Here is an 18446-nt window from a genome sequence, read left to right on the forward strand (position 1 = left end):
CAAGAAGGTGAATTTTATGCTCAAACGTAAGACCTATCTTCAAGTCTTAAGTGTTCTATCATGTTTTGCTGTTATTTTCTTACATGTTAATCACTGTTTTTGGGATTTTGGTTATGAAGATTATTGGATATTAGCTAATTTTATTGAAAGTATCATGTATTTTGCTGTTCCTGTCTTCTTTATGATAACAGGTGCGACATTATTAAATTATCGAAAAAGGTATTCTACAAAAAAATATTTTCAAAAACGTATTCATAAAGTTGTTATTCCATATGTCATATGGTCAATAATAGGAATACTATTTATGTTGGCATATCGAAGAATAGCTTTGGAAGATATCAGTTTAAAGATGATTGTTGATACTTTCATGAATGGCAATGTAGTCACTGTTTACTGGTATTTTATTCCATTATTTGCAGTTTATTTAAGTATACCTGTTCTATCTTCAATTGAAGAAAATCAACAACAAAATATTTTTGGATATATGATTATTATTTCTTTTATGACAGTTTCTTTATTACCATTAGTCTTTAAATTGATAGATATTCCTTATAATGGTTCTTTACAATTTCCGGTTGGAATGAATCATATTATTTTTGTATTAATTGGTTATTATGTTGATCATTATGAATTATCTAAAAAACAAAGAATGATGATTTATGTATTAGGAATTTTAGGGTTTTTAGCTCACTGGTTAGGAACGTGGTATGCTTCTTATCAAATAGGTGAAGTCAGTCGTTTATGGAAAGGATATACGAATGCACCATCAGTGCTTTATTCTTCAGCTATTTTTGTTTTCTTTAAATATTTTCCAAATAAATCAATAATGAATATTTTGGAAAAAATAAGTTCTTACTTTAAAAATGTGACATTTGGAACATATCTAATTCATTGGTATATTATTCAAATGATTTTGACTATATTACCCATTTCACAACGTCAAGTCGTATATCGTATTATAGGACCATTTGTGATTATGATTATTTGTTCTATGATTATAAAAACGATGCAAAAAATACCAATGATTAAAAATAGCGTACCTAAATAAAAGAAAGGATGAGAATGATGAAGTACGATTATTTAATAGTAGGAAGTGGATTGTTTGGCAGCATCTTTGCCTGTGAAGCTAATAAGAAAGGAAAGACATGTCTTGTTATTGATAAAAGAAGTCATGTTGGTGGAAATGTTTATACTCAAGAAGTTGAAGGTATTCATGTACATAAATATGGTGCTCATATTTTCCATACTTCAAATAAAGAAGTTTGGGATTATATTCAGCAGTTTGCACAGTTTAATAGATACACAAATTCACCTATTGCCAATTATAAAGGTGAAATCTACAACATGCCTTTTAATATGAATACTTTCAATAAGTTATGGGGTGTTGTCACACCTGAACAGGCTAAGGAAAAGATTGATGAACAGATTAAAGAATCAGGAATTACTGAACCTCAAAATCTTGAAGAACAGGCTATTTCATTAGTTGGAAAGGATATCTATGAAAAGCTTGTTAAAGGTTATACACAAAAACAATGGGGTCGACCATGTAACGAGTTGCCTTCATTTATTATCAAGAGATTACCGGTTAGATTTACATATGATAATAACTATTTTAACGATTTATATCAGGGCATACCAATTGGAGGATATACACAAATTATTGAAAAAATGCTTGAAGGTATAGATGTTAAACTGAACTATGATTTCTTTGAGCATAGAAAAGAGTTAGAAGAAATAGCAGATAAGATAGTCTTTACGGGAATGATCGATCAGTATTATGACTATTGTTATGGAGAACTGGAGTATCGTAGTTTAAGATTTGAAGAAGAAATTTTAGATACAGATAACTATCAAGGAAATGCCGTTGTCAACTATAACGAATATGAAGTACCTTATACAAGAATTATAGAACATAAGCATTTTGAATATGGAACACAACCTAAAACAGTGATTACAAAAGAATATCCAGCTTCATGGCATAAAGGTGATGAACCTTATTATCCAATGAATGATGAAAAGAACAATACTTTATATGAAAAATACAAAGCATTGGCACAGAAGGAAGATAAGGTTATCTTTGGAGGCAGATTAGGTATGTATAAATATTTTGATATGCATCATGTTATTGAAGAAGCATTAAAATGTGTAAAAAAGGAAATGATATCATTGAGGTGTAAAGGATGAGTGATATTAAAGTTTCGGTGATTATACCGGTTTATAATGGAGGTCAAGCATTTAAGAAATGTCTTTATGATGTTATGAATCAAACTTTAAAAGACATAGAAATCATTTGTGTAGATGATGGTTCAACAGATGAATCAGCTCAAATTATATCACAGGCTGCTTTAGAAGATTCAAGAATTCATTATGTTTATCAAAATAATCAGGGAGCTGCAGTTGCAAGAAATAAAGGTATGGAATATGCGACTGGTGAATATGTATCTTTTCTTGATGCAGATGATTTTTATGAAGCTGAAATGTTAGAAAAAGCTTATATAAATAGTGTGAAACATGATGTTGATATATGTATTTTTAGAGGAAATAAATATGATGCTTCTTCTCACCAGTATTTATCAATGGATTATGCTTTACGTTTTCACGAAATTCCATGTAATCCATTTACTTATAAAGATATCTCGGACAATGTTTTTCATTTTTGTGTAGGATGGGCATGGGATAAACTTTATCGAAGACAGTTTATTATTGATGAGAAATTATCTTTTCAAAATTTGAGAACATCGAATGATTTGTTTTTTGTTTTTTCTTCACTTGTTAAAGCAAAAAAAATTTATGCATTAAATGAACTTTTAATTCATCATCGTGTCAATGATTCTTTATCGCTTTCCGTAACAAGGGAAAAATCATGGAATTGTTTTTATTTGGCAGCGAATGCTTTGAAACAAGAATTGGAACGTATCGGTAAATATCATGAGGTTGAAAAGTCTTTTGTGAATTGGTATGTACATTTTAGTTTTTGGAATCTTGATACTATTGAAGGAGATGCTTATAAGAAAGTCTATGAACTGATCAAGCATGAAATCATTCCTTCACTTCATCTTGAACAATATCCAGTTGGTTTTTTATCAACCAATTATGCAAAACGTGTTTTCGATGTTCAATCTTATGATTGTGATGAATATGTGTATGAACAATTTTTTAAATTAAGAAAAAAGGCAAAACAAAAAAGTGATGATGGAGCTAAACGAATTAAAAATTCTAAGACATATAAAGTAGGAAAGATTGTATTGTTTATTCCATTGCACATAAAGAAATGGTTGAAAAGGAGAAAGAAATAATGGCTAAAGTATCAATTATTGTACCTATTTATAATGTTGAACAATATTTAGTTGAATGTATGGAAAGTATTGTTCATCAGACTTTAAAGGATATAGAAATTATTTGTGTTAATGATGGTTCAACAGATAATTCATTAAAAATAATTCAAGATTATGCTCAAAAAGATAATCGTATTGTGATTATTGATAAGCAAAATGAAGGTTATGGTAAAGGAATGAATGATGGTCTTGATAAGGCAACAGGAGAATATGTTGGAATTGTTGAGCCAGATGATTATGTAGACTTACATATGTATGAAGACTTATATAAAATTGCTCATGAAAATGATCTCGATGTGATTAAAGCTGATTTCTATCGTTTTGTATATAAGAATGGAACTCTTATAGCAACTTATAATCAGTTATCTAAAGATGGAACAGGTTATAACCAGATTGTTAATCCTAAAGAGCATCCACAAGTTTTTCGATATATTCTCAATACATGGAGTGGGATTTATAAACGAGAAATGCTTGAAAAATATCATATTAGACATAATACAACACCGGGAGCTTCGTTTCAAGATAATGGATTCTGGTTTCAAACGTTTGCATGGGCTGAAAGAATGTATTTTGTGAATAGACCATATTATATGAATCGTCGAGATAATCCTAATTCTTCTGTAAACAGTAAATCAAAAGTCTATTGTATGAATGAAGAATATCAATTTATTCATGAATTTTTAGATAGAAATCCACAGTTAAAAGAATACTTTATTTATGAATATTCCTTAAAACGTGTCAGAAATTATTTTTGGAATTATGGACGTATCGCAAAAGAATTCCGTCTAGAATATTTATATCAACTTTCAAAAGAATTTAAAGAAGCGATGAACTTAAAAGAAATGCGTGAAGAAGATTTTACGAAGTTAGAATGGCAAAAAATAACACGTATTATTGAAAATCCTAAAGCTGCTTATAAATGGATGAATACAAGTGCACGTATTCGAAAAACAAAAAATTTCATCAAAAGACGTATTAGAAATGTAAAGAAAATATTGCATATTTAAAGAAGATGAAAAGGAGGATTTATCAGTGAATCAAATTAAAGTCAGTGTGATTGTTCCGGTTTATAATGCTCAGCAATATTTAAAGGATACTTTAGATACTATTATTGGACAATCTTTAAAATCAATTGAAATTATCTGTGTGGATGATGGTTCATCTGATGAATCTCTATCCATATTAAAAGATTATCAAAATAAAGATTCTCGATTAATTGTATTAACACAACAAAATCAGTATGCAGGTGTTGCGAGAAATAATGGGTTAAGTATTGCTAGAGGGAAGTATGTAGTGTTTTGGGATGCTGATGATTTATTTGAAAAGAATGCTCTTGAATGTATGTATAAAAAATGTGAAAAAGATCAGGCTGATTTATGTGTATGTGCAGCTAACCGATATGATTCATTGACTCAAACGATCATTAAGACAGGAACATATTTAAAAAAAGAGATGTTACCAGATCATATTCCTTTTTCTAAAAAGACCCATCCTCGTTATATCTTTAATTTTTCTACAAATGTTCCATGGAATAAGATGTGGAAAAGATCTTTTATAGAAAAACATCATTTAAGATTTCAAAATCTTAAACAAGCAAATGATACTTATTTTTCCATGATGTCTTATTTTTTGGCAGAGTGTATTACTATTGTTGATAAACCATTAATGCATTATCGTATTAATAATACGCAAAGTTTAACGGGTAAAGCATCTTCTACAGTTTTTTGTAGTTATCAAGCTTATTATCAAGTATATCAAGATTTAAAAAATGATATTCATTTTACAACAGAAATTAAGCAGTCTTTTGACAATAGACTTATAAATGGTATGCTGTATTCTTTAAAAACACAATCAATGGTGCAATCCTTTATGAAAATATATATCAAATTACAACAAAGTCTTATTCATGATTTTCAAATTTCACAACAATTAAATCAAGATTACTTCTATGTCAAAAAAGATTATCAAGACTTTAAAGATGTTATGACACTTACTCCACATCAGTTTTTACTAACACAATATCAAATGACTAATCGACATATATATACACGAGGTCATGGCTTTTTATATCATATTTATTATGCCCTTTATTATTCAAGGATATGGAAGCTTTGTATGAAATTAAAAGAAAATCTCAAAAAGTTATAGGTTATGTGAAAATGACTTATAATTTTTTTATTTTTATGAAAAGATATGTTATAATGCATAAAAGCAGGTGATGATTTTGAAAAGTTATATAAAAATGTTTTTACAAGTTCTTCGACGTTTAGATTATATACTTATATATATATGGTATAGAATGAGGTATGGAATAACACCAAGACAGGTTTTGTTTTTATCAGATTCTCGAAATACAATGACTGGTAATTTTAATTTTATTGAGAAGGCTTTGGATGAAAGTTATATTATCAAGAAACATTTATATGAATCAAGTTTGATGAAACATGATAAAAAATCAATCTGTAAAGATATGGCGACTTCTCAATATATTCTCATAGATGATTTTTATCCCATTATTTATCCTATACCTTTAAGAAAGCAGACAAAATTGATACAGGTTTGGCATGCGGTAGGAGCATTTAAAACGGTAGGTTTTGCTAGAAAACAAAATCATGATCGTTTTTCTATGACACATCGTCATTATACAGATACGATTGTAAGTAGTGAAAGTATTAGAAAAGATTATGCAAAAGCTTTTCGCATGGATATTCAAGATGTTCATAGTTATGGAATTCCTAGAACAGATATTTTTTTTGACAAAGATTATAAAAAGCAAATCAAAAAAGATTTATATGATAAATATCCAATGTTAAAAGGGAAAAAGGTTATATTATTTGCTCCTACATTTAGAGGTAACGATATTCATAAGGCTTATTATGATTTTAGTCAAATACATTTTTCATCTTTACAACAATCATTAGGTGAAGATTATGTTTGTATTATCAAATTACATCCATTTATTAAAAACAAATATCAAGAAACTTTAGATCCTCAATTTTATATTGATTTGACTTCAATGCGTGAAATTAATGATTTATTGTTTATAACAGATATATTAATAACGGATTATTCATCTGTTATTTTTGAAGCATCATTACTTGATATTCAAACTATATTCTTTGCTTATGATTTACAAGAATATATTCAAGCACGAGATTTCTTTTATCCTTATGAAGAATATACTTATGGTCCAGTTGTTAAAAATCAAAAGGAACTAGAGAAGGCTATTTTAAATCCAAATGATTATTCTCAAAAAAAGGAAAAATTTCAGAAAAAATTTATGTCATCTTGTGATGGAAAATCTACAAAGCGTTTTGTAGAACAATTATTAGGAGGAAAATCATGAGTATTATTGTTAATATTGGTATTTTTGGATTAAATATTTTGTATTTTTTTATGAAATGTTTACCAGTTCAAAATAAGATAACTTATATATCACGTCAAATGGATGTGACACCTTTGGATTTTCAAATGATTATAGATGAAACAAAAAAAATAAACCCAGATATTCAACATGTTGTTTTAGCAAAAATGTTAAAAAAAGGAATGAAAAATCATATTTTATATTGTTTTCATATGTTAAAACAAATGTATCATATAGCAACTTCTAAAATGGTTATTTTAGATACTTATTGCATTCCTGTATGTATATTAAAACAACGTTCAGACTTAGTCGTCATTCAAATTTGGCACGCTTTAGGTGCGTTTAAAAAATTTGGATATAGCATTTTAGACCAACCAGAAGGATCAAGTTCAAAGATTGCTCATTTAATGAGAATGCATAAAAATTATACTTATGTTTTTTCTAGCAGTGAATATACAAGACCTTTCTTTGCTGATGCATTTCATGTAAACTTATCTCAAGTCAAAGTCTTTCCTTTACCCAAAACAGATTTATTAGTTGATGAGAATCATAAACAGGTTATAAGCCAGAATATACTAGAAACTTATCCACAACTATGTCAGTCAGATAAAAAAATCATTGTTTATGCTCCTACTTTTAGAAAAGATGACCACTTACTCTATAACGCTATTAAAGAGCTTATTGATGTTATAGATTTTAATCAATATCATCTTGTATTAAAATTGCATCCATTAACAACATTTCATATTCATGATTCTAGAATTATCGAAGATCATCAATATACTTCTTTAGAATTTTTTCATGTTGCAAACTATATTATTACAGATTATTCAGCAGTTATATTTGAAGCATCATTGTTAAATAAACCCTTGTTTTTTTATGCATTTGACTATGAAGAATATATGAGAAAACGTAGCATGTATATTGATTATCTGCATGATTTACCAGGAGCTATTTTTCAAAAACCAAAACCTCTTATAGAATCTTTGGGACATCCACAAAGATATGATATTCAATCTTTTGCTCATAAGATGATTGCCAAGCCTCAAACAACATATACACAAGATATTGTTCGTTTTATGATTAAACAGTGGAAATAAAGAATGCCATTTTGTGCATTCTTATTTTATTTCATCATATTTTTCTTATCTTATTCATATACTATTTGTATGATAGGAGGACAATATGAATAGGGGAGAAATATATTATGCAGATTTATCACCAGTTATTGGTAGTGAACAAGGTGGATATAGACCAGTTTTGATTTTACAGAATAATAAAGGTAATAAGTATTCTACAACGGTTATCGTTGCACCTATTTCTTCAAGGATGACCAAAAATGATTTACCAACACATGTCATCATTGAAACACCTTTTTTAGAAAAGAAGTCTGTCATTCTTCTAGAACAGATACGTACCATTGATAAAAAAAGAATAGATGAGCGTCTAGGTGTTTTATCTCAGACTTTCATGGAAAAGGTGAATCAGGCGATTAAAACAAGTTTAGACATTAAATAAGAGATATGATATAATGTTGGAAATTAAGGAGTGGTGAAAATGAATATAAAAATGATAAAAGAAAGAGCCAGTCAAATTCAAAATATGAATAGAACTCAATATATGCGTATTTTGTTGATGATTGTTTTATTTGAATTAATTCCAAATATCTTTAACATTGGAGAAGATATATTATCTCGTTTACTTTATTTAGTTATGAGTATTGCTTTTTTAACGGTTTCACATGGTTATATTGTGAGTTCATTAAAAATGGTAAGAAATCAATCTCAGTCATTAAAAGATGATGATGCTTTTGTAGGATTCAAACGTTTTAAAGAATTGTTTTCTACATATATATTAATCAATATATTTATGATGGCTGTTTTATTTATTGTTGCTTATATTTTATTAGTGATTATAGGTGTATTTCTATCACAGTCGTTACAGGGAATTTCTGGTGAAATGCTTTTAACAGGAAATTATGCTTATATATTGTCATATATTCTCAAACATTCTCCACAAACATTATCAATGTTTGTACTCTGTTATTTTGTATTGTTGATTATTTTATTCTTTGTATCTTCATATCTTTTTGCAGTGCCTTATTTATTAGAAAGATTTCATATGAAAAATTTAAAAGCTATGAAAGCTTCATTTTCTTTAATGAAAGGACATATTTTTGAATATTTTAAGTTATATCTTTCATTTTTTGGATGGATCTTTTTAATGGTTATTATTCAAAGTTTTATTGCAGAACTATTGTCTTTTTTACCTGTTTTAGGTTCTTTAATAGCGGCAATTATTGCAGGAGTTATCAGTGTTTATAGCTATTTACCTCGTTTTCATTTAGCACAGGCGATTTTCTTTGAAGAACTGGCTTATCATCGCTATGAACAAACAAATACTTATAATGGAGATGAGCAATATGTTTAATCAACATTTTACAAGGAGAGTACCAACTCAAGCTAAGTGGATGTTTGTGCTTGTGATATTGCCTCTTTATGTTTATTGTGGTTCATTGATTTTAAGTGCTTTATTTAAATTTGTTATTATACAGTTTCAACTGGAATTTGATTATAATCAGCTGAATGCCTATTTAAATTTGATCTTTGATGTCTTTTTATTAGGATTGGCAGGTTGGTTATTAAAAGATAGCATGCTAGAACAATGGCGAGATTTTAAAAAGAATTTAAAGCAGTATCTTATTGAGGGTTGTATTATAGGTGTTTTGCTTATCTATGCATGTCAAATCATTGGTGGTTTAATCACAATGACTTTAGGTGGAAATCAGGCAAGTGAAAATCAGCAATTTATTGAAACTATTACAACTTCTTATCCAGTTTTAATGATTTTTGTTTCTTGTGTTTTAGCACCTATTTTAGAAGAAATGTTATTTAGAGGTATTGTCTTTGGCTGGATTTATGAATGGAATCCCAAAATGGCTCATCTTATTTCATCATTTATATTTGGTTTTATTCATATTATGAGTGCTGTCTTTAATGGAAATACAGCGGAATGGATACAGATTTTTTCATATTGTTTTATGGGATTTGTATTAAGTTATTTATATGAAAAAAACAATAATATTTATGTCCCTATTTTATCTCATATGATGAACAATATGATTTCTATGTGTATGCTTTTATTGTAATTGAGGATTTTTGTTGATCAAAGATCCTTTTTTTATAAAAAAAGAAACCTGCTGGTTTCTAAATATAATAAATGAAAACACCAATACCTATACCTAAAAGCATACCACAGATAACATCACTTAAAAAATGAACAAAGAGATAGATTCTTGAAATTCCTGTTAAAAAGGCAAACAAATAAGCAAGAATACCCCAAGATGGGTAGAAAAGAAAGATAATCGTACTACATGCAAATGCAGAAGTTGTATGACTGGAAGGGAAAGAAGAATCATGAGGAGTTGGAACAAGCAATGAGATATGAGGATATAAATGGCAGGGACGGTGTCTTTGAACAAGTGATTTAATAGAGATTTGTCCAATCAGTGCTGAAGCAATCAAAGCAATGAGAAGATGGATTGACATTGAACGTGAAGCAGGGTTGATGAAAGTCATCAAAGCGACAAAAAGCCATATCATACCATAATTACCACAAAAACTGATCCACTTCATGAAATGATTGAGGATATGGTGATGATAAAGCTGAGTCATATAAAATGACAGTCGAAGATCATAGCGATGGATATTATGAAGAATGGTTTTCATTGTCAGAATCTCTCCTTAAAATATAAATAATGATTTTAATAAAACTCATGAGGATAATTTGAAAAATAAAGATATTAAAGAGTTGTATGCCATCTAAAGAAAACATTTGATTATGTATGAGGTAATCTTGATAATTTGGAATGATAGGAATTAGGGTATGTAAGCTATTAAAGAAAACTCTAAAACATGATTCAATCATAGCATAATATCCTTGAAAGATGACAGTAATAATCTGAAAAAACATGTTTGGATTTTCAAATTGAGGAAGTAATGCTATATAAATAATAATACCTACAAAAATAATTAAAAATGAAGTTGCAATAATATAAATAAAATTAAAAATAAAATCAATCCATGAAAAAGATGTTTCTTCATCGTATTCATCTTCATCCTCGTTTTCAATATGGTCTTGATTGTTTTCATCAATCAAAACATCCGTATCTTTCTTATGATTAATTTGAGATAATAATGCAGTTAATTCATCTTCTTCTTTTGAATTTAAAGAAGAAAATGATTTTTGTACAGGCTGCGTTTTATTTTCTTCTTGATCAATAAGGTTTTCTACTGGTTCTTTAGAAGGAGTATCATCAGGTTCATTTTCATCATCAAAACGAAAAGTTTTTCTGGAACGTGTTTTTTGCATATAGACACTGCCATCTTTGACAACAGGTTCATTCAAATGAGCTAAATGATAAGCATAAGTCTGATTCACAATTTGATTTAATTGTGAATCATTTGGATAATCTTCTTCCCATTTGTTTTTTACAGAATCTAATTCTTTTTTTGACATATGTTTATGCATTCCTAGAAGTGATGAATACATATCCATTTCATTGTATCTATCAAATAATAAAGTATTAAACACATCAAAAAGATTATGACATGTCTGATAAGATGTTTCTTTTTCATAGCTACTGGCAGCTTTTAAATCTTCACAAAAAAGGATATTCATATGAAGCTGATAACTGGCTTTATTTAAAGCTTCAAATGAAGAAATAACTAAAGTCTTTTCAGGTTTGATTTGAAAATGTTGTAAAACATTTTCAAGCATTTCTTTACCGGGTAAAGGCATACTCACCATATCACTACCAATGATATAATCGACTTTTTGTCTTAAATGAGCCATTTCTAAATATTTTATGGCATCTTTATAACGATGTGTCGATATGACAGCAATAGGAATATTCTTTTGACGAAGATATTCTGCCAGTTCTAAAAATCCTTCTTTAGGTTTGAGTCCTTTATATGTAAGATACTGCATCATTTCTCTTTCTATTTTAGCATTATAAAGTCCCTCGTTCATAATTTTAGCAACTGGGGTATCATTATACATTTCATACATATTACAAAGGTGATGATAAAAATCATCGAGTGAATAATCAAGATGATGACTTTCACAAAAATGGTGGGTGTAATTATATCTATATCGATTGAGGTTAAAAATAGTACCATCTAAAGGAATGATTACTAATTGAATATCTTGAATAGATTGCTTATACATTATTTCACCACCTTTATGTGTAACATTATATCAAATATTATGTAAATATTCCATTTAAATATCTTGATTTTTTATAAGCTTTAGTGTATTATATATAAGTCGATTATCTCTCCGTAGCTCAGCTGGCAGAGCATCTGACTCTTAATCAGAGGGTCCACGGTTCGATCCCGTGCGGGGAGACCATTTGAAGAAATACGAAAAACGTTGATTTTATCAGTGTTTTTCGTTTTTTTTATAAATAAAACCATCAAAATGGGTATCTAAGTTTGCTGAGTTTTTGTGTTTTTTATCGACTTTTAAAGGATCAAAAAAAGCAGCTAACTAATAATTTTGGCTGTTTCTCCTTGTTAATTTTTTTATTTATGTAATTGTTTAATTTTGTATCAGCTTCCATATTCTTTTTGTCTTAAATGCGTATATATCTTTCTTGTCGTGGAAATATCAGCATGTCCCATCAGCTTTTGTGTTTAAATTGATTATTAGTCCACGATTTTTTAATATATCAATCTGTTAATCAAATGTTTTATATTCATGCATAATGTTCATTTTCCTTAAAAAATAAAAGCCTCGAGCTCACACGGGTAACTCGAGATTTTACGCATTCAAATAATACACCAAATGTGTTTTTTTGTAAACATTTTTCATTCTTTCTGTTAATTTTATTGACTTCTTTGCATATTTGATATAACACATAGAAATATGTATTGTGATAATGTTTTTGATGAAAAAATATAAGTGAGGATTCATTTGTAAAATCAGCATTGATACGACAATTGTTTTACATAATCTTAAGATAAAATTTATAGAAAAATGATTTATATCATTATTGGTTTTGTTAGAATAAATATGGCTATTGTCAATCATCCTTTGTCAGTTCTTTTTGACAATAGCTAAATAAAAAGAGTGCCTTATTTCAAACAGATTCTCACTATCTCATGTTATTAAATCAATCTCTTAACACACTAAGGCAATAAAAAAATCAGATGATATCTGATTTTTTTATTGATTTTGTTTACAAGTGATAGAAAGAGGTTTAAACTATTCGTTAGTAGTATTTAACGAAAGAAGGATTATATGAAAAGATTAGGTAATGATGAATGTTGGTGTGGAAGTCATCAAAAATATAAAAAATGTCATCAGAAATTTGATGAAAGATTACGTTATTTAAAACGACAGGGATATGTTATCCCTCAACATAAGATGATTAAAAATGAAAAACAAATTGAAGGAATTAAACAGGCTGCAGTGATTAATAATGGGTTGCTGGATTATATAGAAAGTCATATAAGAGCTGGAATGACAACACAGGAGATAGATGATATGACTGTAGAATATTTAAAAGCACATGATGCATCGTCTGCTGATCTCCATTATGAAGGATATCCTAAAAGTATTTGTACTTCTATCAATGATGAAGTGTGTCATGGTATTCCTGATGCTCAGGTTGTTTTAAAAGAGGGAGATATTATTAATGTTGATGCAACGTCTTGTTATAAGGGGTATTATGCGGATGCCTCTCGTATGTTTATGATTGGAGATGTCAGTGAAGAAGCAAGACAACTTGTGGAAGTGACAAGAGAATGTCTTTATAAGGGGATTGAATCTATTCGCCCTTTTAAAAGTACGATTAGTGATATTGGAAGGGCAATTGAAACTCATGCGCATCAACATGGTTTTTCTGTTGTTCGAGAATTTTGTGGACATGGTGTAGGGTTATCCATGCATGAAGATCCTTATGTTCTTCATTTTGATCCGCATTATCCGACAACACTGCTTGTTCCGGGAATGGTGATTACGATTGAACCTATGATCAATGCTGGAAAACGTTATATCCATATTGGTTCTAATGGCTGGAGTGCATATACTGATGATGGCTCTTTATCAGCACAATGGGAACATACAATATTGATTACAGAAACTGGAGTGGAAATTTTATCTATGTAAAAGTCGATTTTATCGGCTTTTTTATATTATAATTATATTTCATTTTTTGAAATTTTTATCATCTCTATCAAAAAAGGAGTACAATAATTATAACAAGGAGGTAATGAAAAAATGAGTTTTCCTAAAAATTTCTTATGGGGTGGCGCTGTTGCAGCCAATCAGTGTGAAGGTGCATGGCTGGAAGATGGAAAAGCCCCTAATGTTACAGATGTGATGGTTGGTATTGGGTCTAAGGATCCCGGTATAAAGTGGAATAAGGATTTACAAAAATATGAGATGTGCTTAGATCCAAAAAAAGTTTACTTAAGCCATGAGGCAATTGATTTTTATCATCGTTATGAAGAAGATCTTGAATTGATGGCTGGAATGGGATTCAATTGTTTTAGAACTTCAATTGCGTGGGGAAGAATTTTTCCTAATGGTGATGAAGACACACCTAATGAAAAAGGGCTGGAATTTTATGATCGTTTGATTGATAAAATGCTTGAATTACATATGGAACCTGTTATCACTTTAAGTCACTATGAAACACCGTTACATCTTCTTACAGAGTATGGTGGATGGAGTGATCATCGTTTAATTGATTTTTGGAAACGTTATGTCACAACAGTATTTCAGCGTTATAAAGGGAAAGTTAAATACTGGCTAACATTCAATGAAGTCAATAATATGATGCGTAATCCATTAGTGGCAGGAGGTGTGTTGACATTACACCCAGAAAATCCAGATGATCCTATTGGGTCAACAACATTTGAAGATAAATGGCAGGCTTATTATCATATTTGTGTTGCCAATGCATGGACAGTGAAACTTTGTCATGATATTGATTCTCAGGCCAAGGTAGGATGTATGTTGACATCATCTTCTGTCGCAACATATCCTTACAATTGTAATCCAGATAATGTATGGGGAGCATATGATACAGTCAGAATGGCTAATTTCTATTTTGGTGATGCCTTCTGTTTTGGAGAAATTCCTGGTTATGTTCAACGTGTCTGGCGTGAACATGATTTTCAACCAGTCATGAATGAAGTTGAACTTCAATTAATGAAAGAAAATACAGTGGAATTCTTTTCATTGAGTTATTATCGTTCTTCTACATATGATCAGGATTATGATAATGGTGGAGATACTGGAGGAATCACTGGTAAGGAAAATCCTTATCTGGAAGGATGTTCACCAAAACCTTGGTCATGGCCTATTGATCCTAAAGGAATACGTTATATTTTAAATGTTTTATATGATCGTTATCATTTACCATTATTTATTGTTGAAAATGGTATTGGTTTGGATGAAACCCTTGATGAAAATGGACATATTGATGATGCTTTTAGAATGAAATATGTGGAAGATCATTTACATTATGTTCATGAAGCTATATTAGATGGTGTAGAAGTAATGGGATATTTATATTGGGGACCTATTGACGTTGTTTCAGCTGGAACAGGTGAAATGAGAAAACGTTATGGATTTGTTTATGTTGATCGTTTTAATGATGGTCATGGGACACTAGAACGTCATATTAAAAACTCTTATTACCGTTATAAAGAGATTATTGAAAGTAACGGGGAAATTCTTTTGAAGTCATAAAAAAGTTTTAGGGATGCCTAAAACTTTTTTACTGAAATAAAGTAAATCCAAGATAATAAACGAGAGGATGAAACATTTTAGTATTGAAACCATAGCAGATACAATCATCCTGTTCACCATCCCAGTCGTTATTCAATTGATCTAATAATGGTTGAACTTCTGAAGCTGTGATATCTCCAGTTGCGTAAAATTCACTATGGTCTTTTAATCCGGCATATTCTCTGGCAGGAGAGATAGAAAGATTTGGTTTGATTTGATAAAGTAAATCTTTAATCAGCTTTTCATCTTCTGATTTTTCACTGGAAATAATCACATGTAATCTTAAAAACATCATATCCCTTCTTTCGTCATTATTTTAACATATTTTGATAACATGAAAAGATGTATTTACGAAAAAAATAGTGTATAATATTTCTTTAAAAGGAGGTCAATATGAAAAAGACAGTGATTGGTATATTGGCACATGTTGATGCTGGAAAAACAACGCTTTGTGAATGCATGTTATATCTTTCAGGGCAGATTCGTCAATTAGGGCGTGTAGATCATCAAGATACTTTTTTAGATTATGATGCACAAGAACGTCATCGTGGCATTACGATTTTTTCTAAACAGGCTTATTTCGAGTGGAAGAATACGCAATTTCTTTTGATGGATACACCTGGACATGCTGATTTTTCAGCCGAAATGGAAAGAACATTACAAATATTAGATTATGCTATTATTGTTGTGAATGGAATGGATGGAATTCAATCACATAGTGAAACAATTTGGCAATTACTTGCGCATTATCATGTACCAACTTTTATTTTTGTCAATAAGATGGATCAGACAACTTATCATCAAGAAGAACTTCTTTTAGAATTAACGCAAAAATATCATGAGCATTGTATTGATTTTTCTTTACCAGAAAATCAGCTTTTTGAAAATATAGCGTTAGTCAATGATACATTATTAGAAGAATATATGACAAATCAAAAGATTTCACTTCAGCATATTCAAGAAAGTATTCAACAAAGACAAATCTTTCCTGTTTTCTTTGGCTCTGCCCTTAAAAATCAAGGGGTTGAAACATTTCTTGATATGTTAGATCAATATACTTTAGAAAAAGTTTATCCTGATACATTAGATGGTTTTGTTTTTAAAGTCACTCATGAACAAGGACAATGTTTGACACATGTTAAATTAACAGGTGGTTCCATTCATGTCAAAGAAGTGATTGGAAATGAAAAAGTCGATCAGATTCGTCTTTATAATGGTGAAAAATATACATTAATGATGACAGCCAAAGCTGGAGATGTTGTGGCTTTGAAAGGATTAAAAGCATTTTTACCGGGTATGACTTTCAATCATCAGACAACGATACAGCCAGTAATGGTTCCTTATATGAATTATCGTATGGTCTTATCACCACAAACGGATCGACATGTGATGATGCAAAAATTACAGATTTTAGCTCAGGAAGATCCGACTTTACATATTTCTTATATGCCTGAAACACAAGATATTTATATTCAATTAATGGGAGAAATTCAGATTGAGATTTTACAAAATATGATTCGTGAGAGATTTCATGAAGATGTTCATTTTGATCATGGTGAGATTTTATACAAAGAAACGATTGCTAAACCGATTGAAGGTGTGGGACATTTTGAACCTTTACGACATTATGCAGAAGTCCATGTCCTGCTGGAACCATTAGAGAGTGGCAGTGGTCTTGTTTTTGAAAGTCAGTGTTCAACGGATACTTTGCCCTTGCATTATCAACGTTTGATTATGACACATTTTCAAGAAATTGAACATCGTGGAGTTTTAACAGGAGCACCAGTAACAGATATGAAAATCACTTTACTGGCTGGAAAGGCCCATCAAAAACATACCGAAGGTGGAGATTTTCGTGAAGCAACCTATCGTGCGATTCGTCATGGCTTGAAGCGAGGAGAATCGATTCTTTTAGAGCCTTATTATGATATTCATATTCAAATTCCTAAAGAAGCCTTAAGTCGTGTTCTTTATGATATGGAAAAGAAACAGACTAAAGTGTCAATGGAAGAAAATGGAGATAGGATTGATTTATACGGACAAGGACCTGTTGCATGTCTACAAGATTATCAACAGGAAATCATCGTTTTGACAAAAGGAAAAGGTCGTATGACTTGTTCATTAAAGGGATATTTTCCTTGTCATAATTCTACTGAAGTCATTCAAGACAAACATTATGATAGTGAAACAGATCAAAAATATCCAACAGGTTCTGTATTTTGTCAACATGGAGCTGGTTTTTATGTCAAGTGGCAGGATGTTGAAAACTATATGCATCTTCCTTATCAATATACAAAAAGCAAAAAAAGTCAGAATATATCTCAAGAATTCAAATCATATCAAAATGAAGATGAAGAACTGGATGCTATTTTTGAACGAACTTATGGACCTGTGAAACGTCGCCTGGCTGATGATTATTATCGAACACCTGCTTATGAAGCTTCTATGCAGGTACAGATGAAACCAGAATGTCTGCTTGTGGATGGATATAATGTGATTCATTCGTGGCCTGAACTCAAAGAACTTGCAAAGACGCATTTAGCAGTTGCTCGTGAACGTTTGATTGATATTTTAGCAAATTATCAAGGGTATAAACAATGCGTATTAATTATTGTGTTTGATGCTTATCAAGTGAAACAAAATCTGGGACATCAGGAAAAACGTCATAATGTTCATGTCGTCTATACAAAAGAAGCCCAGACAGCGGATATGTATATTGAACGTGTGACGCATCAACTTGCCAGTGAATATCGTGTTGTTGTCGCAACATCGGATGCTTTAGAACAATCTATTGTTATTGGACGAGGTGCTCGTCGTATGTCTTCACGTGAACTGGCTTTAGAAGTGGAAGCAATGGCACAACATGGTTTTCAGGAATTTCAAAGAAAACAACCGCAAAGTCATGAATTTTTATTGGAAGATGTTAATAAATATAAAAAATAAAA

The 18446-nt window shown here is 30.1% G+C and carries 16 protein-coding genes and 1 tRNA gene; 14 read left to right on the forward strand and 3 right to left on the reverse strand.

Annotated elements, in window-relative coordinates; translation table 11 throughout:
- The first annotated feature begins 16 nt into the window (after window positions 1-16).
- From KEC48_RS00715 to KEC48_RS00760, 10 genes are all read left to right on the forward strand, one after another.
- Window positions 17-1048 carry an acyltransferase family protein gene (locus tag KEC48_RS00715; protein ID WP_211963759.1) on the forward strand — a complete coding sequence of 344 codons (1032 nt, stop codon included), beginning with the start codon at window positions 17-19 and terminating at the stop codon, window positions 1046-1048.
- Window positions 1049-1062: 14 nt separating this feature from the next.
- Entirely contained in the window at window positions 1063-2184 is a 1122-nt protein-coding gene (gene glf / locus KEC48_RS00720; RefSeq protein ID WP_349291042.1) for a UDP-galactopyranose mutase, read from the forward strand.
- Window positions 2181-3296 (forward strand): glycosyltransferase family 2 protein, encoded by a 1116-nt coding sequence (locus KEC48_RS00725; protein WP_211963761.1) that lies wholly within the window; start codon window positions 2181-2183, stop codon window positions 3294-3296. The genes glf and KEC48_RS00725 overlap by 4 nt, the downstream gene beginning before the upstream one ends.
- Window positions 3296-4342 (forward strand): glycosyltransferase, encoded by a 1047-nt coding sequence (locus KEC48_RS00730; RefSeq protein WP_087358572.1) that lies wholly within the window; start codon window positions 3296-3298, stop codon window positions 4340-4342. The genes KEC48_RS00725 and KEC48_RS00730 overlap by 1 nt, the downstream gene beginning before the upstream one ends.
- A 25-nt stretch (window positions 4343-4367) precedes the next feature.
- Window positions 4368-5483, forward strand: a complete 1116-nt coding sequence (locus KEC48_RS00735; protein WP_211963763.1) for a glycosyltransferase — start codon at window positions 4368-4370, stop codon at window positions 5481-5483.
- A 151-nt stretch (window positions 5484-5634) separates the two neighbouring features.
- Window positions 5635-6681, forward strand: coding sequence for a CDP-glycerol glycerophosphotransferase family protein (locus tag KEC48_RS00740; protein WP_211963764.1), 1047 nt, complete (start codon window positions 5635-5637; stop codon window positions 6679-6681).
- Window positions 6678-7799 (forward strand): CDP-glycerol glycerophosphotransferase family protein, encoded by a 1122-nt coding sequence (locus KEC48_RS00745; protein ID WP_211963765.1) that lies wholly within the window; start codon window positions 6678-6680, stop codon window positions 7797-7799. Before KEC48_RS00740 ends, KEC48_RS00745 begins: the two co-directional genes overlap by 4 nt.
- 85 nt (window positions 7800-7884) lie before the next feature.
- Window positions 7885-8217 carry a type II toxin-antitoxin system PemK/MazF family toxin gene (locus tag KEC48_RS00750; protein WP_211963766.1) on the forward strand — a complete coding sequence of 111 codons (333 nt, stop codon included), beginning with the start codon at window positions 7885-7887 and terminating at the stop codon, window positions 8215-8217.
- Between the two features lie 39 nt (window positions 8218-8256).
- The gene (locus KEC48_RS00755) at window positions 8257-9129 is read left to right on the forward strand and encodes a DUF975 family protein (protein WP_211963767.1); all 873 of its coding nucleotides are present in this window, start codon (window positions 8257-8259) and stop codon (window positions 9127-9129) included.
- On the forward strand, window positions 9122-9847 hold the full coding sequence (locus KEC48_RS00760) for a type II CAAX endopeptidase family protein (protein ID WP_211963768.1): 726 nt from the start codon (window positions 9122-9124) through the stop codon (window positions 9845-9847). The genes KEC48_RS00755 and KEC48_RS00760 overlap by 8 nt, the downstream gene beginning before the upstream one ends.
- Window positions 9848-9905: 58 nt before the next feature.
- Here the strand turns inward: KEC48_RS00760 and KEC48_RS00765 are convergent, their stop codons facing one another.
- The gene (locus KEC48_RS00765; RefSeq protein WP_087358560.1) at window positions 9906-10427 is read right to left on the reverse strand and encodes a phosphatase PAP2 family protein; all 522 of its coding nucleotides are present in this window, start codon (window positions 10425-10427) and stop codon (window positions 9906-9908) included.
- On the reverse strand, window positions 10408-11928 hold the full coding sequence (locus tag KEC48_RS00770; RefSeq protein WP_211963770.1) for an HAD hydrolase-like protein: 1521 nt from the start codon (window positions 11926-11928) through the stop codon (window positions 10408-10410). The genes KEC48_RS00765 and KEC48_RS00770 overlap by 20 nt, the downstream gene beginning before the upstream one ends.
- 107 nt (window positions 11929-12035) lie before the next feature.
- Between KEC48_RS00770 and KEC48_RS00775 the strand changes: the two genes are divergently transcribed.
- From KEC48_RS00775 to KEC48_RS00785, 3 genes are all read left to right on the forward strand, one after another.
- Window positions 12036-12111, forward strand: a tRNA-Lys gene (locus tag KEC48_RS00775).
- A gap of 891 nt (window positions 12112-13002) precedes the next feature.
- A complete protein-coding gene (locus KEC48_RS00780; protein WP_211963773.1) occupies window positions 13003-13872 on the forward strand; it encodes a methionyl aminopeptidase in 870 nt (289 codons plus the stop codon).
- A gap of 111 nt (window positions 13873-13983) precedes the next feature.
- Window positions 13984-15462, forward strand: coding sequence for a glycoside hydrolase family 1 protein (locus KEC48_RS00785; protein ID WP_211963775.1), 1479 nt, complete (start codon window positions 13984-13986; stop codon window positions 15460-15462).
- Between the two features lie 28 nt (window positions 15463-15490).
- Here the strand turns inward: KEC48_RS00785 and KEC48_RS00790 are convergent, their stop codons facing one another.
- Entirely contained in the window at window positions 15491-15793 is a 303-nt protein-coding gene (locus KEC48_RS00790; protein ID WP_087358552.1) for a hypothetical protein, read from the reverse strand.
- A gap of 101 nt (window positions 15794-15894) precedes the next feature.
- On the opposite strand from KEC48_RS00790, the gene KEC48_RS00795 reads away from it, so the two are divergent.
- A complete protein-coding gene (locus KEC48_RS00795; protein ID WP_211963776.1) occupies window positions 15895-18444 on the forward strand; it encodes a TetM/TetW/TetO/TetS family tetracycline resistance ribosomal protection protein in 2550 nt (849 codons plus the stop codon).
- The last annotated feature ends 2 nt before the right edge of the window (window positions 18445-18446 follow it).

It is taken from the genome of Clostridium sp. C1 (genome assembly GCF_018223625.1).
Taxonomy (GTDB): Bacteria; Bacillota_I; Bacilli_A; order Erysipelotrichales; family Coprobacillaceae; genus Allocoprobacillus.